16 protein-coding genes, 2 tRNA genes and 1 pseudogene are annotated in these 21,275 nt (G+C 47.5%); 9 read left to right on the top strand and 10 right to left on the bottom strand.

Going from position 1 to position 21,275, the window contains the following annotated elements; translation table 11 throughout:
* Positions 1-157: 157 nt before the first annotated feature.
* The 8 genes and pseudogenes from FTU55_RS11195 to FTU55_RS11160 all read right to left on the bottom strand — a co-directional run bounded on the left by FTU55_RS11195 (position 158) and on the right by FTU55_RS11160 (position 9,369).
* Positions 158-961, bottom strand: a complete 804-nt coding sequence (locus tag FTU55_RS11195; RefSeq protein ID WP_168408065.1) for a putative RNA methyltransferase — start codon at positions 959-961, stop codon at positions 158-160.
* A 65-nt stretch (positions 962-1,026) separates the two neighbouring features.
* Positions 1,027-2,145: a phospho-N-acetylmuramoyl-pentapeptide-transferase gene (mraY, locus tag FTU55_RS11190; protein WP_180047079.1), complete on the bottom strand. Its 1,119-nt coding sequence runs from the start codon at positions 2,143-2,145 to the stop codon at positions 1,027-1,029.
* Positions 2,146-3,555 carry a UDP-N-acetylmuramoyl-tripeptide--D-alanyl-D-alanine ligase gene (murF, locus tag FTU55_RS11185; protein WP_005180532.1) on the bottom strand — a complete coding sequence of 470 codons (1,410 nt, stop codon included), beginning with the start codon at positions 3,553-3,555 and terminating at the stop codon, positions 2,146-2,148.
* Positions 3,556-3,567: 12 nt separating this feature from the next.
* On the bottom strand, positions 3,568-5,061 hold the full coding sequence (locus tag FTU55_RS11180; RefSeq protein WP_005180534.1) for a UDP-N-acetylmuramoyl-L-alanyl-D-glutamate--2,6-diaminopimelate ligase: 1,494 nt from the start codon (positions 5,059-5,061) through the stop codon (positions 3,568-3,570).
* Positions 5,062-5,064: 3 nt separating this feature from the next.
* Positions 5,065-6,896: pseudogene (gene ftsI, locus FTU55_RS11175) on the bottom strand (penicillin-binding protein PBP3).
* Positions 6,897-6,908: 12 nt separating this feature from the next.
* Complete coding sequence (gene ftsL, locus FTU55_RS11170) at positions 6,909-7,241, bottom strand: cell division protein FtsL (protein WP_005180539.1); 333 nt, start codon at positions 7,239-7,241, stop codon at positions 6,909-6,911.
* Between the two features lie 11 nt (positions 7,242-7,252).
* The gene (gene rsmH / locus FTU55_RS11165) at positions 7,253-8,164 is read right to left on the bottom strand and encodes a 16S rRNA (cytosine(1402)-N(4))-methyltransferase RsmH (RefSeq protein ID WP_005180541.1); all 912 of its coding nucleotides are present in this window, start codon (positions 8,162-8,164) and stop codon (positions 7,253-7,255) included.
* 185 nt (positions 8,165-8,349) lie between these two features.
* Positions 8,350-9,369 (bottom strand): sulfate ABC transporter substrate-binding protein, encoded by a 1,020-nt coding sequence (locus FTU55_RS11160; protein ID WP_180047077.1) that lies wholly within the window; start codon positions 9,367-9,369, stop codon positions 8,350-8,352.
* Positions 9,370-9,940: 571 nt separating this feature from the next.
* Between FTU55_RS11160 and FTU55_RS11155 the strand changes: the two genes are divergently transcribed.
* From FTU55_RS11155 to FTU55_RS11135, 5 genes are all read left to right on the top strand, one after another.
* A complete protein-coding gene (locus FTU55_RS11155; protein ID WP_104472435.1) occupies positions 9,941-10,252 on the top strand; it encodes a hypothetical protein in 312 nt (103 codons plus the stop codon).
* Positions 10,253-10,404: 152 nt separating this feature from the next.
* Entirely contained in the window at positions 10,405-11,913 is a 1,509-nt protein-coding gene (gene gltX, locus FTU55_RS11150; protein ID WP_180047075.1) for a glutamate--tRNA ligase, read from the top strand.
* A 57-nt stretch (positions 11,914-11,970) separates the two neighbouring features.
* Positions 11,971-12,046, top strand: a tRNA-Ala gene (locus FTU55_RS11145).
* A gap of 28 nt (positions 12,047-12,074) precedes the next feature.
* Positions 12,075-12,150, top strand: a tRNA-Glu gene (locus FTU55_RS11140).
* Positions 12,151-12,300: 150 nt separating this feature from the next.
* Entirely contained in the window at positions 12,301-12,642 is a 342-nt protein-coding gene (locus FTU55_RS11135; protein WP_005180548.1) for a hypothetical protein, read from the top strand.
* 264 nt (positions 12,643-12,906) lie between these two features.
* On the opposite strand, the gene ettA is transcribed toward FTU55_RS11135, so the two are convergent.
* Entirely contained in the window at positions 12,907-14,568 is a 1,662-nt protein-coding gene (ettA, locus tag FTU55_RS11130; protein WP_005180550.1) for an energy-dependent translational throttle protein EttA, read from the bottom strand.
* Between the two features lie 316 nt (positions 14,569-14,884).
* Here ettA and FTU55_RS11125 point away from each other — a divergent pair, with 316 nt between their 5' ends.
* The 3 genes from FTU55_RS11125 (at position 14,885) to FTU55_RS11115 (ending at position 17,753) form a co-directional block, all read left to right on the top strand.
* Positions 14,885-16,162, top strand: coding sequence for an O-acetylhomoserine aminocarboxypropyltransferase/cysteine synthase family protein (locus FTU55_RS11125; RefSeq protein WP_005180552.1), 1,278 nt, complete (start codon positions 14,885-14,887; stop codon positions 16,160-16,162).
* A gap of 307 nt (positions 16,163-16,469) precedes the next feature.
* Positions 16,470-17,357 carry an SDR family NAD(P)-dependent oxidoreductase gene (locus FTU55_RS11120; RefSeq protein WP_005180554.1) on the top strand — a complete coding sequence of 296 codons (888 nt, stop codon included), beginning with the start codon at positions 16,470-16,472 and terminating at the stop codon, positions 17,355-17,357.
* Between the two features lie 81 nt (positions 17,358-17,438).
* Positions 17,439-17,753, top strand: a complete 315-nt coding sequence (locus tag FTU55_RS11115) for a hypothetical protein (RefSeq protein ID WP_005180556.1) — start codon at positions 17,439-17,441, stop codon at positions 17,751-17,753.
* A gap of 52 nt (positions 17,754-17,805) precedes the next feature.
* On the opposite strand, the gene FTU55_RS11110 is transcribed toward FTU55_RS11115, so the two are convergent.
* A complete protein-coding gene (locus FTU55_RS11110; protein WP_180047073.1) occupies positions 17,806-20,157 on the bottom strand; it encodes a Tex family protein in 2,352 nt (783 codons plus the stop codon).
* Positions 20,158-20,492: 335 nt separating this feature from the next.
* On the opposite strand from FTU55_RS11110, the gene ompR reads away from it, so the two are divergent.
* Positions 20,493-21,257: a two-component system response regulator OmpR gene (gene ompR, locus FTU55_RS11105; RefSeq protein ID WP_005180561.1), complete on the top strand. Its 765-nt coding sequence runs from the start codon at positions 20,493-20,495 to the stop codon at positions 21,255-21,257.
* The last annotated feature ends 18 nt before the right edge of the window (positions 21,258-21,275 follow it).

Genomic DNA, 21,275 nt, shown 5'->3' with positions numbered 1-21,275 from the left:
TAATGGAGAAATCTGATAGATATGTTTTACCTGAGAGACGGATGAGGAGTTACCCAAGAGTTGTAAAAGGAAAACCTCAAAAATACCCAAGAAAAAGCCAGTCAATCTCTTAACTGACTGGCATTACTCAACTGAGGGCTTTTTTAGGACTAAACACTTACTTTTTCTGAAACAGATACATCTGGTATTGCGCATTCAGCAGGAACTGATCCTGCTGCTCCAGCGCCTGACGGCGTTCCGGTTTGGCCTTATAGGCATATGGCGTCATCGCAATCAGATGTTTTAAATCGCTCTGATTTAAGCACATTGCTGCATCAACAACATCTTCACTGACCAACTCAAACACATCTTTTAGCTGTTCCACAAACTTCTGTGGTTCATGCACTTTAACTTCTTCAAACAAGGCTTCGCGCATCGCAAACAGATGCTGCGGTCCCGGGGTTACCACCATCAGATAAGCTTCCGGTTTCAGCACCCGCAGAATTTCCTCTTTCGGAATTGGGCTAAACAGACTGGTACACAGATCAATTGATTTATCCAAAACCGGCAAAGTCGCACCGGTTCCCACCACCCAGGTCACGTCTTTATTCAGTTTGGCGGCCACTTGCACTGCATTTTTGGCAATATCGACGCCCACACATTGCAGCACTTCAGCCTGCATGGCGTTGGTGTAATAGCCTTCCCCACAGCCAATATCAAGCAGGTTTTCAATACGCAGGCTGCGAATTTTCTCTACCACCGCCTGCTGCAGCGGTGCATAGTGTCCTGCACTTAAAAATGCCCGGCGCGCCTGTACAGACTCCGGAGTATCGCCCGGATTTTTACTGTGCTTATGTTGCACCACATGCAAATTGACATAGCCCTGTTTGGCCACATCATAACTGTGCTTGTTGTCACAGCGCCATGTTCGGTCGGTCAGGCTTAAGGGCTGACGACAGACAGGACACATCAGCAGGTTCATGTTTTTCTCCCAAGCTTGCTGCCATAAAAAAAGCCGGCAAGCGCCGACTTTTCAGTTCAATTTGCTTAGCGCAATTTTAAGGTCATTAAGCCTAAAACCACCAGCATAATTGTAATAATCCAGAAACGAATCACCACCTGGGTTTCACGCCAGCCTTTCTTTTCATAGTGATGATGCAGCGGCGCCATTAAGAACACGCGTTTATTACGCATCCGCAGTGAGCCGATTTGCAGGAAGACCGATATCGCCTCAACCACAAACACGCCACCCATAATCGCAAAGACGATTTCCTGACGCACCATCACCGCAATTGTGCCGAGCATCGCGCCTAACGATAAAGCGCCGACATCACCCATAAAGACTTGCGCCGGATGCGCGTTGTACCAGAGGAAGGCCAGACCGGCACCAATCATGGCGGCACAGATCACCACCAGTTCAGAGGCGTATTTGACATAAGGAATATGCAGATAATCGGCAAAGCGCACATCACCGGCCAGATAGGCAAATACACCTAAACCGGCCGCAACCAGTACAATTGGCATGATCGCCAGACCATCCAGACCATCGGTCAGGTTCACCGCATTGGAAGCACCATTAATCACCAGATAGGTAAAAATAATAAAGCCAATACCCAGTGGAATCATGGATAACGGAATGCTGAAATCTTTAAAGAACGGAATTAAGACATCCAGCATATCGGCGGTTTGCGCCGCGTTCGGCTGCTGTGTGGCAATATAGTACAGCGCAATACCTGCGCCCAAAGAGGCCACCGAAGTCCAGAAGAACTTCTTGCGTGCCGGTAGTCCGGCATTGTCTTTATAGCGGATTTTAATCCAGTCATCGGCCCAGCCAACCGCACCGAAGATCACCATAACCGCCAGCACAATCCAGACATAGGGGTTGGAAAGATCGGCCCAGAGCAGGGTCGAAATCCCAATCGACAGTAAAATCAGCACACCGCCCATGGTCGGGGTACCCATTTTTTTCGCATGCCCTTCTGGCGCAAACGAGCTGACTGCCTGACCGTATTTTAATGCCTGTAACTTACGAATCATCACAGGTCCAAGCAAAAGACCAATCCCGAGCGCTGTCAGGACACTCAGCAATGAACGTAATGTTAAATAACGAACCACCTGAAACGAGCTGTGATAGCCCGCAAGCTGTTCAAACAACCATAACAGCATTTAAAGTTTCTCCATCAATGCAGTCATCAACGTTTCCATATGGGTATAACGAGAACCTTTGAACAGGAAACTCATGGACTGAGGTTGATGTGTTTCGACTAGACTAATTAAAAATGGCAAGGCCTGTTCCTGATTCAAAAAGGCCTGGAGTTTTTTGCCGTATTGGGTACTGCGTGCCCCTTCCTGGCTGGCCGGAGCAAACTCGCCCACCGCCACCACAAAGTTCAGGCCTTTGAGCGACACTAGATCGCGGCCGAGCTTATAATGCTCAATTGCCGCCGATGCACCCAGCTCGCCAATATCACCGATGACCATGACCCGAATCCCCTCCTGCTGCGCCAGCACTTCACCGGCCGCCCGCATTGAGGTCGGGTTGGCATTATAGGTATCATCAATCAACAGATGCGCACCGTGCTGAATAAAATTCAGACGACCTTTGGCACCTTGGGCCTGTTCCAGTCCGGCTACAATATCATCCAGACCGATGCCAATCGCCAGCGCAAATGCCGCTGCGGCTGTGGCATTCTGGATATTGTGTTCACCAGCAAACGGTAAATCGACTGCACGCCCGCCTTGCGGGGTATGCAACTGGAAACGGGCCGATTGTGGCTGGAGTTCGATGTCGGTGGCAAACACATCCCCGCCATTACCAAAGCTGAGGCACTGTTCAGTGCGAACCGCCTGACGGATTGTGTCAGCAAAATCATCTGCGGCCGGTACAATCGAACATCCATCTGCCACAATATGCGCATAAATTTCAGATTTGGCCCGGCAGATGCCTTCACGGCCGCCGAACTCGCCCAAATGTGCGGTCCCGATATTAATAATTCCCGCTACCTGCGGCTGTACCAGCTGCGAAGTGTAATCAATTTCACCCTGATGGCTGGCCCCAAGTTCCATCACCGCATATTGATGTTCCGGACGCAGCTCCAGTAACATCATCGGTACACCTAAATCATTATTCAGGTTACCGCGGGTAATTAAGGTCGGCGCCAAGCGCGATAAAATACTGCCCAGCATTTCCTTGGTGGTGGTCTTGCCGCTGCTGCCGGTCAAGGCAATCACTTTCAGGTCGGGATATTGAGCACGACGATAAGCGCCCAAATGACCCAGCGCCAAGCGGGTATCCGGCACCACCAACTGGAAAATATCGGCATCGACCGGCTGGCTGACAATCGCTACCTGACAGCCGCTGGCTGCCACCTGTGCCACAAAATCGTGGGCATCAAAACGCTCACCTTTCAGTGCTAGAAAAGCATCGCCGGCTTCGGCATGACGGGAGTCGGTTAAAATCCGCTTAATTTCAGTGTTTGGCGCACGACCATTCAGCCAATAACCCTGGGTAGCCTGTTGTAACTGCGCTGCGCTCCACGGCGTTAGGACCGCAGTACTGGTGGTTGAAGTATGCATAAAAATTCCTGATTAGGCGGGATAAGCAGAGCTGGTAGCATGATGCTGGGCATCAATTGCAGCCTGTACTTCAACGACATCATCAAACCAGTGTCGCACCCCATCAATTTCCTGATAATTTTCGTGACCTTTACCGGCAATCACCACGATATCGCCCGGCTGGGCCTGCTTCACCGCAAACTTGATCGCTTCACGACGATCACGGATTTCATGATAGCTGTGGCCGCTAAAATCAATGCCCTGCTGCATGTCAGCAAAAATCTGGTCAGGCGATTCAGTCCGTGGATTGTCCGAAGTGAGCAAGGCGATATCGGCCTGCTCTAGCGCGGCTTGGGTCATTAACGGACGTTTGCCGCGGTCACGATCGCCGCCACAGCCAAAGACAGCCCAGAGCTGCTGCGATACATGCCGTTTCAGGGTAATTAACACCTGTTTCAAGGCATCTGGTGTATGCGCATAATCGACCACAAACAGACGTTCGCCATCACGAATCACCTGCATCCGTCCCGGTGCACCTTGCAGCTGTGGCGCGCTGGCAATTAAATCCGACAAGTCAAATCCGGCCTGCTCAACGGCAATCAGACTGGCCACCAGATTTTCCACATTAAAATGGCCCAGTAACGGACTGTGTACACGATAACGCTGCTGGGCGCTGATCAGTTCAAACTGCGCACCAGCCAGACTGTATTCGATATTCTGCACCTGATAATCCGCCGCTTGCGTGGTGGAATAAGTCAGGATTTTTGGTTGTGCCGGATTCTGACGCGCGGCGGTCAGCATAACTTCAGCAAAGGCATCATCCAGGTTAATGACCGCCACTTTTAAGCTGGCAAAACGGAACAGCGCGGCTTTGGCTTCAGCATAGGCCTCCAGCGTACCATGATAATCCAGATGGTCACGGCTTAAGTTGCTGTACACGGCAATTTCAATGCTACAGCCATTTAAACGACCCTGTTCCAGTCCATGTGAGCTGGCTTCAATTGCCGCAAATTCAGCGCCTTGCTGGGCATAGCTGTGCAGGGCCTGCTGGAGCTGTAAGGCATCCAGCGTGGTATGCGAAGAGGCTTCCAGATTCGGTAAAATGCCATTACCGGTGGTGCCCATCACCGCACACGGTTTGCGCTGTAACATCAGCAGCTCTGCTATCAGACGGGCGATGGTGGTTTTACCATTGGTGCCGGTAACCGCCAGAATACGTGCAGCCTGCAGCGGTTGGGTCGCGTGCAGATACTGTTTTTGCCACTGCCCCATTAAGTGACGTACCTCCGGTACGATCAGCTGATTCGGCAGGCCCAAATCGCTTTCTGCAATAATGGCCAACGCGCCACGCGCCAACGCCGCTTCGGCAAACTGGACGGTTTTTTCAGGCTGCGAAAAACTGGTCAGGGCAATAAAAATTTGCCCTGCTGTAACTTTGCGGCTGTCTAAGCTGAAGCCGGCAAAGGGTTGTGACATCCATCCAGCAACATGCTCAACGGTGTAAAGATCTTGAAATGTAATGGACATTCATCACCTATTTACTGGATTTGTGCTGTATCTAAAGGTTTATCTAAAGGTACATTCATTAAACGTAAGGATTCCTGCATCACCCGTGCAAACACTGGCGCAGCGACCAGACCGCCATAGTATTGACCGGTCGGGTTTTCTACCACCACAAACATGGCCAGACGCGGGTCACTGACCGGTGCAATTCCGGCAAACAGGGCGCGGTATTCATTTTGCGAATAGCCTTTGCGGTCGGCACGCAATTTATGTGCGGTACCGGTTTTACCGGCAACACGATAACCCGGAATATTGGCCTGACGCGCCGTACCGCCCGGTAAAGTCACCGCTTCCATCATCAGCAGAACCTGCTCGGCAATTTTCGGGTCAAGAATCTGCTCGCCCTGCACTTCGCCTTCCAACTTATACAGACTCAGCGGCAGTTTTTTGCCCTGATTGGCAATCATGGCATAGGCATCGACCAGTTGCAGCACGGTCGCATTCAGACCATAACCATAGGACATGGTTGCCACTTCAGAGACATTCCACTTGCTTGGCGGTAAAATCAGGCCGGCACTTTCACCCGGGAATTTCACAGCCGAACGCTGGCCAAAGCCCAAGCGTTTATAGAAGGTGGGCAAGGTTGAATAGGGCAAAGACAGGGCAATTTTCGCCACGCCGACGTTAGACGATTTCTGGATAATGCCAGCCAGGGTCAAATTGCCATAATTGCGGGTATCACGGATGGTATGGTTACCAACACGCATCGAACCACCCCCTAAATTGACCACAGTATTGGCCGAATATTTACCACTTTCCAGCGCCATGGCCACGGTAAATGGCTTCATGGTCGAGCCCGGCTCAAAGGAATCGACTGCCCCGCGGTTACGCATGGCATCTTTGTTCTCCAGGCCCTTTTTGTCATTCGGGTTATACGATGGCCAGCTGGTCATGGCTAGAATTTCACCGGTTTTCACATCGACTGCAATGGCTGTGGCAGAACGGGCATTATTGGCCACGCCGGCAGCGGTCAGTTCACGATACATGATGTATTGCAGGCGCGAGTCGATACTTAAAGTGATATTTTCACCGTGCTCGACTTCTTTAATCACTTCCGGATCTTTAACCCGGTTACCACGTTTATCACGGATAATTTGCTGTTCGCCATCGACCCCAGCCAGACGGCTGTTCAGCTGCATTTCCAGACCTTCAATCCCGGTGCCTTCACTATTGGTCAGGCCAATAATCTGGGCATTCGGCTGTGGCTGCGGATAATAACGCTTATAGTTTTTCTCGGTATAGACACCCTGGAAGTTGCGCTTCAGGATCAGCTCCGCCTGCTGTGGCGGTACTTCTTTTTGCAGCACCAGATAACGCGAACGCGGACGCTCATGCATTTTCTGATGCAATTCCTGACGGTCCATGCCCACCGCATCGGCCAGTTCATCCAGATTCAGGTTTTTATTGGGCAGTTGACGCTTGAGTTTGCGGTTATTCGGGTCTTTGGCCAGCTCAGCCATGGTGTCGTCATACAGCTCTTTGGCCTCAAAATAATCACGCGGATCAATCACCACTTTCATGATGGGGGTACTAATCGCCAAAGGCACGCCATGCCGGTCGTAAATCACGCCGCGCATGGCTTTGAGTTTTTCAGTTCTTAGAATATTGGCATTGGCCTTATTCTGCAGAAAATCATGATTGATAATCTGCACATAAAAGGCCCGGCAGACCAGCGCCACAAAGACCAGCAGCACCGTTCCCCACATCAGGTAGAAGCGCCACATATCGACATTTAAACTGCTTTTTTGGGTAACAGACTGCTGTTTTTTACCTGTTTGCTTCTTACGCGAATTTACCATGTACAGCCAGCCCTATTGTTTCTGTTCTGAAGTCGTCGGCAATGAAATCACCACAGTTTGTGCGGTGGGTGGTGAATACATGCGTAACTGGGTTACGGCACGTGTCCCGATCTGGGCGGTGGCACCAAAGGTCTGCTGTTCAATCAGCAGACGGCCCCACTCGGCATTGAGATCATCGCGCTCACGCATAAAAGAACTGAGCTGACGATAATCATGTCGATATTCAAACACCTGAAAGACCACCATGAGCGCACTGATAAACACCAGGGCCAACAAAATCAAATAGACGACCATTTTTTTCAGTCGTGACTGTTCTGTATTGTTTTCAACTGCTTTGGTTTTCATTCTTCGCCTGTTCAAGCTAACTTTTCAGCCACACGCAGCCACGCACTGCGTGAACGCGGATTGGCTTTGACTTCCTCTTCACTCGCACGGATACGAGCAATCTTTTTTAAACGGCGGGTATCTTGTTGTACTTGCGGCAGCCCCCAACCGGTATCTTCTGCCAAGCTTGATTCTTTTTGAATAAACTGTTTAATCAAACGGTCCTCTAAAGAGTGGAAGCTAATGACCGCCAGACGGCCTTCAGGCTTCAGCACTTCCACGGCCTGAGGCAAGAAAATATCAATATCTTCTAATTCTTTATTAATAGCAATACGAATGGCCTGAAATGTTCGCGTTGCCGGATGTTTATGCTTTTCCCATTTTGGATGGGCGGTTTTCACAATTTCGGCCAGCTGACCAGTGGTTTCAATCAAACCGGCATTTTTAATAGCTTTGGCAATACGGCGGCTATAACGTTCTTCGCCATATTTAAAAATAATATTGGCCAGTGCTTCTTCTTCAATCTGCAGCAGCCACTCCGCCGCGGTTTCGCCTTGCGAGTTGTCCATACGCATATCCAGCGGGCCATCCTGCATAAAGCTAAAACCACGTTCAGCCTGATCCAGCTGCGGAGATGATACGCCCAGGTCGGCCATCACGCCATCGACCTGTTCAATACCGCGTGCGGCCAGTTCCTGCTTTAAATCGGCAAAGCTGGCATGAATAATTTTAAACCGTGGATCTTGCTGTTCCAGTTCTGCTGCAACCGCTAAGGCCTGTGGGTCTTTATCAAAGGCATATACACGCGCATGTTCATCTAATTTGGACAGCAATAAACGGGTATGTCCACCGCGGCCAAAGGTGCCATCGACATAAATTCCTGTATTGCGTTCTGCCAGCAAGGCATCAACAGTTTCGTGGAGTAATACAGAAATATGCGACATAGGGATTCAATCAATACAGCCAAAATTTAACTGCACATTATTACCTTGTTTTGACAAAGCTCCAAACGACTTTTTGTACAGAAATATTACTTTTCATAGAGAAAACCGTTTTGTGATTTTGCCAAATATTCAAAAAGCCTCACAAGGAGGCTGTTTGAATTTATTTTTAACCAGTATGCAGACAATTAACGTTTGCTGCTATAAATCTGGTCGAAGATGGCGCCGTTCGCAAAGTGGGTTTGCTGCGCTTTGGCCCAGCCACCAAATACTTCATCAATGGTGAAGGTTTTCAATTTCGGGAACTGATGCGCATACTTGGCCAGTACCTTTTCATTGCGTGGACGATAGAAATGTTTGGCTGCCATTTCCTGTCCCAGCGGTGAATATAAATAGTTGATATAACCGGTTGCCAGCCACTTGTTGCCATTGCGCTCTACGGTACGGTCAACAATTGCCACTGAAGGCTCGGTTAAAATCGACATCGATGGATAAACAATATCGAACTTGTCTTTACCCAAGGTTTTCAGGGTCACCAGCGCTTCGTTTTCCCAGGTCAGCAGTACATCGCCAATGCCGCGTTCTGCGAAAGTGGTCATTGAGGCACGTGCTGCAGAGTCCATCACTTTAACGTTGTGATACATCTTGCTGACAAAATCTTTGGCTTTGGCTTCATTGCCGCCCGGCTGGTTCAATGCATAGCCCCATGCAGACAGGTATACCCAACGTGGCAGACCACCGGTTTTCGGGTTTGGGGTAATAATCTGTACACCCGGTTTGGTTAAATCGGTCCAGTCTTTGATGTGCTTTGGATTGCCCTTACGCACCATAAATACGATGGTTGAGGTATATGGTGCCGAGTTATGCGGGAACTCTTTTTGCCAGCCCGGCTGGATCTGGCCCGATCTGACGATTTCTTCAATATCGTTGGCCAGTGCCAGAGTCACCACATCACCTTTCAGGCCATCGACCACTGAACGCGCCTGTTTGCCTGAACCGCCATGGGACTGCTTGAAATTCACGCTTAAACCGGTGCGTTTTTTCCAGTAATCACCAAATGAGGCATTAAATTCATCATAGAATTCGCGTGTCGCATCATAAGACACGTTCAGAAATTGACGATCCGCTGCCTGGGCAGAATTGACCGTTGCCGCAAGGCCGGTTGCCAGCAAAGCCGCTGAAAATAAAGCTTTAATTTGAGATTTCATGACAGCACAAATAGGTTATCTACATTAATGCTAACTATATGAAATAAAATCATAAATCGCAATTCAGAAAAATTTTTACTTTCGTTTTAAGATGGGCAATTTTTTCTTTTAATCATTTGTTTTTCTTTTAAAAAGCAGCATAACCGATGGGCCAAAATCAGGTTATAGCTTTTTATGGAATAGATATTCAAAAATATGAATAAACCCGGCTTTCAAACGCTTAACGAGATGTCCTGATTTAAAGCAAGATTAAGATGAGATAGCCCGCGCTTGATCCATTCACCTAAATACCCAGTTACATATCAATAAAATGCGAAACTTGCATAATTATATATAAAAAAATATGATATAAGATAAGTTTTGTTGCTAATCTTCACTTTCTCTTCACAGTTATTTGCTAAAACATGTACTCAACAGCGAAATGTGAATAGAAGTAACCAGTAACCTGACATTTTTTATATTTTTGTAAAAAGTGTGATGCAGTTCTTACTTTTTACATTTTATCTGTGGTTATATAGTAGCCACAACGTAAAAAAAATTAAATCCAAAACCAGTTTGGGGGAGTATCAGGATGAAACAGTCAGTCTATGTACTGTGTTTAAGTTTAGGATTGGGCCTGATGGCGCAAACCAGCCATACGGCAGTGGTTAAAAATACCCATACTGCGGTGAAAATGGTGCCGGCCAAACCCTCCCTCATTGAAAAAGCCCTGTTGCAGCAAAAAGAACAGTTAGGCACCACCAAAACAGACAAGCTGCAAGCCGATAATGACCTGAAAATGATGACGTCAATTAAAGCAGCGCCAACCCAGAATTTCTTTGCTTCACAAAACCAGCGTTTTAGCCGTTTTGTACAATCCTTCTTCAGCTCAAACCAGTCTTAATTGACCGGATTGAACTGAACCTGCGCGTGGCTGACTCCCCCCTCAAGCCGCGTGCTGTTGCAGCCTGATCATCGAATGCAGAATAAAGCATTAAGTGATCAGGCTTTTTCGTTATAATAGATTCCAATTTACATTCTGACTCATTACTGATTATGACTGTTCGTACCCGTATTGCTCCTTCTCCTACCGGTTTTCCGCATGTAGGCACTGCATATATTGCCTTGTTTAACCTGTGCTTTGCCAAACAGCATGGCGGCGAGTTTATTTTGCGTATTGAAGATACCGACCAGCTGCGCTCGACCCCTGAATCTGAAAAAATGATTCTCGATTCTTTGCGCTGGTTAGGCCTGAACTGGTCAGAAGGTCCAGATGTGGGTGGCCCACATGCGCCATACCGTCAATCGGAGCGTATGGACATCTATAAACAGTATGCCCTGGAACTGGTTGAAAAAGGTCATGCCTTCTACTGCTTCGCGACTGCAGAAGAACTGGACCAGATGCGTGCTGAACAGCAAGCACGTGGCGAATCTCCACGTTATGACGGTCGCGGTTTACAGCTTTCTGCCGAAGAAGTTCAGCGTCGTCTGGCGGCAGGCGAACCACATGTAATCCGCATGAAAATTCCAACCGAAGGCATCTGCAAATTTAACGACATGCTGCGCGGTGAAGTGGAAATTCCTTGGGCGCAAGTCGACATGCAGATTCTGCTGAAAACTGATGGCCTGCCAACCTATCATTTAGCCAACGTGGTCGATGACCATTTAATGCAAATCACCCACGTCATTCGTGGTGAAGAGTGGATTCCATCGGCACCGAAACATCAGTTGCTGTATCAATACTTTGGCTGGGATATGCCGGTACTGTGCCACATGCCGCTGCTGCGTAACCCGGACAAATCCAAGCTGTCAAAACGCAAGAACCCGACTTCAATCAACTACTATAAAGACATTGGCGTACTGCCAAAAGCCTTGCTGAACTATTTGGGCCGCATGGGCTGGTCAATGCCGGATGAGCGTGAAAAATTCACCCTGGCGGAAATGATTGAACACTTTGACATCAACCGTGTGTCTTTGGGCGGTCCAATCTTTGATGTGGAAAAACTGAACTGGCTCAACGGTCAGTGGATTAAAGCCCTTTCTCCGGCTGAACTGCTGGATACCTTGTTGGCCTGGAAAGCCGACCGCGCCAAGCTGGAAGAAATTGCTGCCGCGATCCAGCCACGTATCAACCTATTATCTGAAGCCGTGAACTGGTCTGCGCACTACTTCAACCATTTCCCAACACTTTCAAAAGAACAGTTTGAAAGCAAAAAACTGTCTGAAGAACAGGTGCGTCAAAGCTTGCAGTTTGCCATCTGGCGCCTGGAAAGTCTGTTCACCTGGAACAATGACACCGTGAGCCAGACCTTAATGGACTTGGCCGCACAAATGGAAATTAAACTGCGCGACTTTATGCCGGCATTCTTTATTGCCATTGCCGGTTCAACTGCCTCTACGCCAGTGATGCAGACCATGGTCACTATTGGTCCGGATTTAACTTTTGCCCGCCTGCGCCATGCGCTGGAAATTGTGGGTGGACCAAGCAAAAAAGAGCTAAAAGCTTGGGAAAAACTCAATGAAAGCTTAAAATTGCCGAAAAATGATGCAGTTGATGCAAGTTAATGCAGTTTTTTGTTGACGTGTGAGCATTATCTTCATAATATAGCGCTCACACAGACTGGGGCCATAGCTCAGTTGGTAGAGCGCTACAATGGCATTGTAGAGGTCAGCGGTTCGATCCCGCTTGGCTCCACCATGGTTTCATAATTGTGTTGCCTCAATAAGTCCCTATCGTCTAGAGGCCTAGGACATCGCCCTTTCACGGCGGTAACCGGGGTTCGAATCCCCGTAGGGACGCCATATTTAAGCTCACTTTTAAAGTGATCTGATAAAAAACCCAAGCATTATGACTTGGGTTTTTTATTGCCTGTTGTTTTATTTTGCTGTGCTTTTTTGCTTTCTGATGTATTCCGATTAAAATAAACCACAGATTAGAATTTTGGAGTTGTAATGCAATACCGTTGCCCGAAGTGTCAAAGCCCGAAAATCATGCCTGTTGCGCAAGCAGGCCAAGCAGCTCCACGTCCGGTGGTGCCAAAAAGCCTGGTATTTCTGATTCCAGCCATTTTTATTTTATTGCTGCTGGTGCTGATTAGTATTGCAATGTGGATTTTTGGTGATGGTGCGGGCACTACCCTGCAAACAGCAACCGTAATTGTCTTTGTGATCTGTTTAATTGCCGGCTTCATGTTCTATCGTGATTTGCCAGATTTTAAAATTTCAATGCAGGCTTTTATGCAAAACCAGAAGAAATGGAAATGCCGCGAATGCAACCATGAGTGGGAAATCTGATTTTTCTCATTGATTCAAACAAAGCTGCATCTGGCGTTGATAAGGATAGCCCTCAACGCCAGCCTATGATTATAAAAAGATAAAAATCATCTCCCTCAATGAATTGCTAAAAAGTATTGCACCACTTCCCGCGATCGCTGCACACCCTCCTTCTATAATTTATATAGCGCGACCAGGATAATGCTCACCTCTTTATAGCTCTCTATTCAAACTACATAAAAAAACCAGCCCGAAGGCTGGTTTTTTATGCATCCAAATTAGGGATTAACCACCAATTTTGCGATATTTCTGACGCTTGGTAATCAGGTCATCACCATCACGTTTACGACGGTATTCTTCGAATTCAGCATAGTTACCAGTGAAGAATTCAGGAGTTTCACCTTCGAATGACAGGATGTGCGTTGCAATACGGTCGAGGAACCAACGGTCATGCGAGATCACCATCACGGTACCCGGGAAGACCAGAATTGCATCTTCAAGCGCACGTAAAGTTTCGATGTCCAGGTCGTTTGACGGTTCATCGAGTAGGATGACGTTAGCGCCCATTTGCAGGATTTTCGCCAGTTGCAAACGGTTACGCTCACCACCTGACAATTGACCAACACGTTTTTGCTGATCTTGGCCTTTAAAGTTAAAGCGGCCAATATAAGCACGTGATGCAATTTCGTATTCACCAATACGTAAGATGTCTAAACCGCCAGACACTTCTTCCCACACGGTTTTGTTATCATCTAGCGTGTCACGAATCTGACCCACGTAAGCGACTTTAACCGATTCACCCAGTGTTACCGTACCGGTATCTGGCTGCTCTTCACCAGTCATCATACGAAACAGTGTGGTTTTACCTGCACCGTTCTCACCCACAATACCGACAATTGCTGCAGGTGGTACAGTGAAGGTTAAATCTTTATACAGGGTACGATCACCAAATGACTTGCTGATGCCTTCAACCTCAACCACCTTGTTACCCAAACGTGGACCAGGTGGAATGTAGATTTCAGAAGTTTCGTTACGCTGCTGGAATTCACGTGAGTTCAGCTCTTCAAAACGCTCCATACGCGCTTTGTTTTTCTTTTGCTGACCTTTAGCATTTGAACGAACCCATTCAAGTTCTTTTTTCAATGCCTTCGCAAAAGATTCTTCCTGCTTCTGCTCTTGCTCTAAACGCGCGTTCTTTTGCTCTAACCAAGACGAATAGTTGCCTTGATATGGAATACCATGTCCGCGGTCAAGCTCCAGAATCCACTCGGCAACGTTATCAAGGAAGTAACGGTCGTGGGTAATCGCCACGATGGTGCCCGGGAAGTCTTTCAGGAAACGTTCTAACCATGCAACAGATGATGCATCTAAATGGTTCGTCGGTTCGTCCAGCAGCAGCATGTCTGGTTTAGACAATAGCAAACGGCACAGTGCCACACGACGGCGCTCACCACCTGAAAGCTTAGTCACATCTGCATCCCATGCTGGCAGGTTTAATGCCGCTGCGGCTTGCTCCAGCTGGTTATTCAGGTTGTGCGCATCCCAAGTCTGAATAATGGCTTCCAGCTTTTCCTGCTCTTTTGCAAGCGCATCAAAGTCTGCATCTTCAGCCGCATATTCAGCGAATACTTCGTCCAGACGCGCCAATGCATCAAGGGCTTCACGTACCCCATCTTCCACATTACCACGAACGTCTTTGGTTGGATCGAGCGGTGGTTCTTGCTCAAGGTAGCCGATTTTAATCCCTGGCTGTGCACGTGCTTCACCAGAGAAATCTTTATCTACGCCCGCCATAATACGAAGCAAGGTCGATTTACCTGCACCGTTTAGACCAAGCACACCAATTTTTGCGCCTGGGAAAAATGATAAAGAGATGTCTTTTAAGATTTCGCGCTTCGGCGGAACCATCTTCGACACTCGGTTCATCGTATAAATATATTGGGCCACGTAGGACTCCTCAATAGAAAAACCAATTTCGGGGGCAAAACCGCCACCCCTACTCAAATGAGCGAAAAAATAATCGGCTATTATACCTGAAAGCCAGAAAAAGATAAGGGATCGGCCTCATCTTCCACGCTTTGTTACAACTCTTTAAAGTGTCCAAAATTCAGGTATACATTGCAGCCTTATCCGCCGTTGAAATTTTAAAATGAGGGCGTCTTTATGAAATTTAAAGATAATTGTTGCAGATATTTCCCTCTTTATTTCATAAATAGACCTGCTACACTTGATCAACATATAACTCACGCAAGATGAACGAAAAATGACGTATAAAGCTGAAACTTTGGCCATTCATGCTGGCTACACCCCTGAACCGACCACCAAAGCTGTGGCAGTGCCCATTTACCAGACCACCTCTTATGCCTTTGACAATACCCAGCACGGTGCCGATCTGTTCGATTTAAAAGTACAAGGCAATATTTATACCCGTATCATGAACCCGACCACGGCAGTGCTGGAACAACGCGTGGCAGCGCTCGAAGGTGGGATTGGTGCGCTGGCACTGGCATCGGGGATGGCTGCAATTACCTATACCATTCAGACCCTGGCCGAAGCCGGCGATAATATTGCATCAGTTTCAACCCTGTATGGCGGTACCTATAACCTGTTCGCACATACGTTGCCAAAACAGGGCGTCGAAGTCCGTTTCTTTGATTATCAGAACCCGGAAGCCTTACGCGAACTAATTGATGACAAAACCAAACTGGTTTTTGTGGAATCAATTGGCAATCCGCTGGGGAATATTATTGATTTAGAAGCCATCTCCCAAATTGCGCATGAATATGGCATTCCGGTGGTGGTGGATAACACGGTGGCTACACCGGTGCTGCAAAAATCCTTTGATTTTGGTGCCGATATTGTGGTGCATTCACTGACCAAATATATTGGCGGCCATGGCACTTCGATTGGTGGAATTATTGTCGATAGCGGTAAATTCCCGTGGGGTAAATATCCTGAACGTTTTAAATCTCTAAATACCCCTGACCCAAGCTATCACGGGGTGAATTATGTCGAAGCCTTGGGCGAAGCGGCCTTTATTGCCCGCGCCCGCGTAGTGCCGCTACGCAATACCGGTGCAGCGATTAGCCCACATAATGTTTTCCTGATTCTGCAAGGACTGGAAACCTTAAGCCTTCGTATGGAACGTCATACCGAAAATGCCCAAAAAGTGGCGGAATATTTACAGCAGCATCCAAAAGTGAAATGGGTCAATTACGCCGGCTTAAAAGATCATCCACAACATGCGCTGGCGCAAAAATATGTCAAAGGCAAACCATCTGCGATTCTGTCTTTTGGTGTGCAAGATGGCCGTGAAGGCGGCACCCGCTTTATTGATGCGCTGCAACTGTTTACCCGTTTAGTCAATATTGGCGATGCCAAGAGTCTGGCCTGCCACCCGGCTACCACCACCCATCGACAATTAAATGATGAAGAGCTGAAAGCGGCGGGTGTAAGTGAAGATATGGTACGCCTGTCAATTGGTATTGAACATATTGATGATTTGATTGCCGATCTGGAGCAGGCGCTGGCTAGCGTTTAATTATTGCAATTTCACGACAAACGGTCTGCTTTTGCGCTGCAATGGCAGACTTTTTGCTTTTTAAACATAGAAACAAGGACTTGCTTTTTCGAAAAATTTTAAGCAGAATTTACCAAACAACCCCAATACCCCATTAGAGTAATTACTCTAAAATAACTTTTAATTTCAATCACTTATTTTATGGCTTTTTTTAAACTTCGGTTATTATAATGCCCATCATAACAGCCCGAACCAATGAGATTGGGCGCAAAAATTCAAATAACAAAGACCATTGAGTCTGATCTTTTAATCAAGCAGGGATACAAGTGTGAAGGCAAAACTAGAGAAACTTTTCAAGAAAAAAGTAAATGGAAAAACCGTACTGATTACCGGTGCATCCAGTGGTATCGGACTGACCACCGCTTATCGTCTGGCAGAGGCGGGAGCGCATGTGCTGCTGGTGGCACGTACCCAGGAAACCCTGGAGCAGGTAAAAGCAGAGATTGAAGCCAAAGGCGGCAAAGCATCTATTTTCCCGTGTGATTTAAATGATTGGGAAGCCATTGACCAGACTTCAAAAGATATTTTAGCGTCTGTCGATCATATTGATATTTTGGTTAACAATGCCGGACGTTCAATCCGTCGTGCCGTGCATGAATCTTTAGACCGTTTCCACGATTTTGAACGCACCATGCAGCTGAATTATTTTGGTGCCGTGCGTCTGGTGATGAATATTCTGCCACAAATGATGGTACGTCGTAGCGGCCAGATTATTAACATCAGCTCGATTGGCGTATTGGCCAATGCGACCCGTTTCTCGGCTTATGTTGCCTCTAAAGCCGCATTGGATGCTTTTAGCCGCTGTCTATCGGCCGAAGTACATTCACACAATATTGCAATTACCTCCATTTATATGCCACTGGTGCGTACTCCAATGATCGCACCCACCAAAATGTATAAATATGTTCCTACCCTTTCACCGGAACAGGCGGCCGATTTAATCTGCTATGCCATTGTGAAACGTCCGAAGAAAATTGCCACGCATTTAGGACGTTTGGCTTCAATTACTTATGCGATTGCACCGGATATTAACAACAAGCTGATGTCGATTGGTTATAACCTGTTCCCAAGTTCATCGGCTTCGGTGGGTCAGCCACAAAAGCTGAACTGGGTACAAAAAGCGTATGCCCGTTTGTTCCCGGGTGAACACTGGTAAAACAATCCTTTTAAAGACCTGTCTAATGACAGGTCTTTTTATGTTATAAAACCCCTCATTTTGAACAGTTAAAGTAAGACTATGCGGACCTTTTCCCTTATTCTGCAATATGGGTGTTTTGCCTTTGCCCTGTTTCTGGGCTATCAGGTGGCGATGGCGCTGTATCATCAGGATTATGAGCTGATGGAGCTGATTGCCGATGTAGGCACGATTCTGATCTGTATTGATTTAGGTGTTTTTTTATTTTCTAGTAAAGCCGCCAATAAGCTGAGTTTGCAGGAATATGCCAAACAGTTGGAACAGCCGCCTACGCCACTGGTGAGTTTTACCCGCAAGCTGGGGCATTTGGGTATTATGCTGATTTTATGTAGCTGGATTGTGCCGATGGTCAATTAAATAGGGCAATAAAAAAACCTCCCAATTGGGAGGTTTTTTTAAGAGCTAAAGATTACTTCGAACCTTTAATGCCGGCTTGCAATAACAATGCACCTAAACCACCAATTTTATTGTCTTGTGGTTTGGCCGCTTGCGGCTTTTTGCCCTGAGGGCGATCACCCTGCGGACGCGCCTGTTGCGGACGTTTACCCTGCGGCTTACGTTCAGTACGCTGTTCGTTTTGGTCACGGCGTGGCTGACGTGGTGCTTTCGCTGCTGCAGCACCTTCCGGACGCATCGACAGGTTCACACGGTTACGCTCAACATCTACCGTTAAAACACGCACCTGAACAATTTGACCCGGTTTCACCACTTTATGCGGATCAGACACGAATTCATTCGCCAGTTCAGAAATATGGACTAAACCATCCTGATGCACACCAACATCGACAAATGCGCCGAAGTTGGTGACATTGGTGACCACACCTTCTAGCTGCATGCCTTCAGACAATTGCGATACTTCGGTAATATCATCACGGAATTTGGCAGTACGGAATTCCGGACGCGGGTCACGGCCCGGCTTTTCAAGTTCGCTCAGCACATCCTGAATGGTTGGTAAACCAAACTGGTCATCTACAAATTCTTCGGCATTGACCTGACGGATAATTTCAGTATTGCCAATAATGTCTTTTACAGTCGTTGCTTTGGCTTCAACAATTTTAGACACCAGCGCATACGACTCCGGGTGCACCGCAGAGGCATCAAGTGGCTCAGAACCATTTTGAATACGCAAGAAACCTGCCGCCTGTTCAAAAGTACGCTCACCTAAACGTGGCACTTTTTTCAGAGCCTGACGGTTATCAAAACGGCCATTTTCCTTACGGAAATCCACAATTTGCTGCGCGATTGATTTGTTCAGACCTGCGATATAACCCAGAATTGCTGCAGATGCCGTATTCACATCCACACCTACCGAGTTCACACAGTCTTCCACCACCGCTTCCAGGGTTTTGGCCAAACCAGTCTGGTTCACATCGTGTTGATACTGACCCACACCAATTGATTTCGGATCAATTTTCACCAGCTCTGCCAATGGATCTTGTAAACGACGGGCAATGGATACTGCACCGCGAATCGACACATCCAGCTCTGGAAGTTCTTGAGAAGCCAATTCAGAAGCAGAATAAACCGAAGCACCTGCTTCAGACACAGAAACGCGAGTCAGTTTCAGGTCACTGTTTGCTGCCATCATTTCAGCTACTAGCGCTTCAGTTTCACGGCTTGCGGTACCGTTACCGATCGCAATCAGGTCGACATTGAACTCGCGGCATAAACGTGCCAGCTCGGCCAGTGAACCTTCTTTATCATCTTTTGGAGCAAATGGATAAATGGTGCTATGTGCCAGTACATCGCCTGATTCATTCACGACTGCCAGTTTCACACCGGTACGGATGCCCGGGTCAACGCCCAGCGTCGTACGTGCGCCAGCAGGTGCAGACAGCAGCAGATGACGTAAGTTTTCAGCAAACACCTGCATCGCTTCTGCTTCAGCCGCCAGACGTTTTTCAGTCAGCAATGAATGCTCGATGGTCGGACGGACTTTACCCAGCCAGAACAGTTTTGCGGTCTGCTTTAAATAGTCCTGACGCGCTTGTGGCTGCACGGTATCTAAGTTGTATTCGGTTTCAATACGTGCCAGTGGCGCTTCATCTTCACCATCAACTTTTAAGCCCAGCACGTTTTCCTGACGGCCGCGCAGCATGGCCAGCAAACGGTGCGATGGTACTTTGTTCAGGCTTTCAGAGAAATCGAAGTAATCACGGAATTTTTTACCGACTTCTTTTTTCTCATCACTGGCCACCAGACTTTTCAGCACAGCAGTTTTGGCAAAGGTTGCTTTCAGTTCAGTGGTGAGTGCAATATTTTGCGCCCAGTCATCAATTAAAATATGCTGAATCGCATCGAGCTGGCTTTCCAGGTCTGGATAATCTTCATGGCTAAAGCCGGCAAGCGCTTCTACTGGATCAATCGCTTCTGCAAAGATTTTCTCTGCGATTGGACCCAAGCCGGCTTCTTTGGCTTTAAAAGATTTGCTGGTACGTTTTGGACGGTACGGCGCGTAAATTTCTTCTAAGGCATTTTTAGTTTCAGCCGCATTCACACGTGCCAATAAATCATCAGATAATTTATTTTGTTCTTTGAGTGATTCAATCACTTTTTCACGGCGTTCAAACAAATCACGCAAATACGCTAAACGTGTATCGAGCTGGCGAAGTTGCGTATCGTCTAAGCCCTGCGTTACTTCTTTACGGTAACGTGCAATAAAAGGAACACTGGCACCTTCATCAATGAGTTTGATGGCAGCTTCTACCTGATTTGGACGTACGGCAAGTTCTTTTGCCAACTGCTGAACTAAGTCAGTCATCGTGTTTGATCCCACAAGGATAAGTACTAAATGGCATGATTATAAAGACCAGGCCCATAAAATCCACAATTGTTTTATGAAATTTACAGATGGCGATTCTTGCCAATTCGCAGATATTTCACATTTTTGCGGTAAATTCATCATTTCAGGGCCTTTTCTTCCCCAAATTGTGGGATTTATCTTCTATCATAGATGTATATATTTGGTATCTATGTCTTGATTTTAACTGCAATATTTGTTGCTTTAGAGCATAGTCAAGGCATACAGATGAATCGTATACTCAAAGTCAGTGAAAGCTTTGCATACGACCACAATAAAGAATAAAGGAGCACATCATGAGTTTAGTTGTACCTGCTGAAAATACAGATGCCGTACATACCGAAACTGACCGCGTTGAACGCATTCTCGTTGTCGATGATGATGTGCGTTTGCGTACGCTGTTACAGCGTTTTCTGGAAGATAAAGGTTTCGTGGTCAAAACTGCCCATGATGCTACGCAAATGGATCGCCTGTTACAACGCGAGCTGTTTTCCCTGATCGTGCTCGATTTCATGCTGCCGGTTGAAGATGGCCTGAGCATTTGCCGCCGTTTACGCCAGTCCAGTATTGATACGCCAATTATCATGCTGACCGCACGCGGCAGCGACTCAGACCGTATTGCCGGCCTTGAAGCAGGTGCCGATGACTATCTGCCAAAACCGTTTAACCCGAATGAACTGTTAGCGCGTATTCGTGCCGTATTACGCCGCCAGGTGCGTGAAGTCCCAGGCGCACCAAGCCAGCAGATGGAAGTGGTCAGCTTTGGACCGTGGGCGCTAGATCTTTCGACCCGTACCCTGACCCGTGAAGGTCAAGTCGTGACTTTAACTACAGGCGAGTTCGCAGTGTTAAAAGCGCTGGTACAACATCCTCGTGAACCGCTGACCCGCGACAAGCTGATGAATCTGGCGCGTGGCCGTGAATGGGGCGCAATGGAACGTTCGATTGATGTGCAAGTGTCTCGCTTACGCCGCCTGATTGAAGAAAACCCGGCACGTGCGCGTTATATTCAAACGGTGTGGGGTGTGGGTTATGTCTTTGTTCCAGATGGTGCGGAATAAAGCTCACTCATCGAATCT

Source organism: Acinetobacter sp. YH12117, assembly GCF_013418865.1.
In the GTDB taxonomy this organism is placed as follows: domain Bacteria; phylum Pseudomonadota; class Gammaproteobacteria; order Pseudomonadales; family Moraxellaceae; genus Acinetobacter; species Acinetobacter indicus.
The sequence above is the reverse complement of the archived record's forward strand: the minus strand, read 5'-3'. Positions and strand labels throughout refer to the sequence as shown.

What these genes read in the sequence shown, in the direction of transcription:
- FTU55_RS11195 (WP_168408065.1), bottom strand. Translation starts at nt 961, where the DNA reads ATGAACCTGCTGATGTGTCCTGTCTGTCGTCAGCCCTTAAGCCTGACC.
- FTU55_RS11135 (WP_005180548.1), top strand. Translation starts at nt 12,301, where the DNA reads ATGCAATACCGTTGCCCGAAGTGTCAAAGCCCGAAAATCATGCCTGTT.
- FTU55_RS11110 (WP_180047073.1), bottom strand. Translation starts at nt 20,157, where the DNA reads ATGACTGACTTAGTTCAGCAGTTGGCAAAAGAACTTGCCGTACGTCCA.
- ompR (WP_005180561.1), top strand. Translation starts at nt 20,493, where the DNA reads ATGAGTTTAGTTGTACCTGCTGAAAATACAGATGCCGTACATACCGAA.
- mraY (WP_180047079.1), bottom strand. Translation starts at nt 2,145, where the DNA reads ATGCTGTTATGGTTGTTTGAACAGCTTGCGGGCTATCACAGCTCGTTT.
- FTU55_RS11115 (WP_005180556.1), top strand. Translation starts at nt 17,439, where the DNA reads ATGCGGACCTTTTCCCTTATTCTGCAATATGGGTGTTTTGCCTTTGCC.
- rsmH (WP_005180541.1), bottom strand. Translation starts at nt 8,164, where the DNA reads ATGTCGCATATTTCTGTATTACTCCACGAAACTGTTGATGCCTTGCTG.
- murF (WP_005180532.1), bottom strand. Translation starts at nt 3,555, where the DNA reads ATGCATACTTCAACCACCAGTACTGCGGTCCTAACGCCGTGGAGCGCA.
- FTU55_RS11125 (WP_005180552.1), top strand. Translation starts at nt 14,885, where the DNA reads ATGACGTATAAAGCTGAAACTTTGGCCATTCATGCTGGCTACACCCCT.
- FTU55_RS11155 (WP_104472435.1), top strand. Translation starts at nt 9,941, where the DNA reads ATGAAACAGTCAGTCTATGTACTGTGTTTAAGTTTAGGATTGGGCCTG.
- FTU55_RS11180 (WP_005180534.1), bottom strand. Translation starts at nt 5,061, where the DNA reads ATGTCCATTACATTTCAAGATCTTTACACCGTTGAGCATGTTGCTGGA.
- ftsL (WP_005180539.1), bottom strand. Translation starts at nt 7,241, where the DNA reads ATGAAAACCAAAGCAGTTGAAAACAATACAGAACAGTCACGACTGAAA.
- FTU55_RS11160 (WP_180047077.1), bottom strand. Translation starts at nt 9,369, where the DNA reads ATGAAATCTCAAATTAAAGCTTTATTTTCAGCGGCTTTGCTGGCAACC.
- gltX (WP_180047075.1), top strand. Translation starts at nt 10,405, where the DNA reads ATGACTGTTCGTACCCGTATTGCTCCTTCTCCTACCGGTTTTCCGCAT.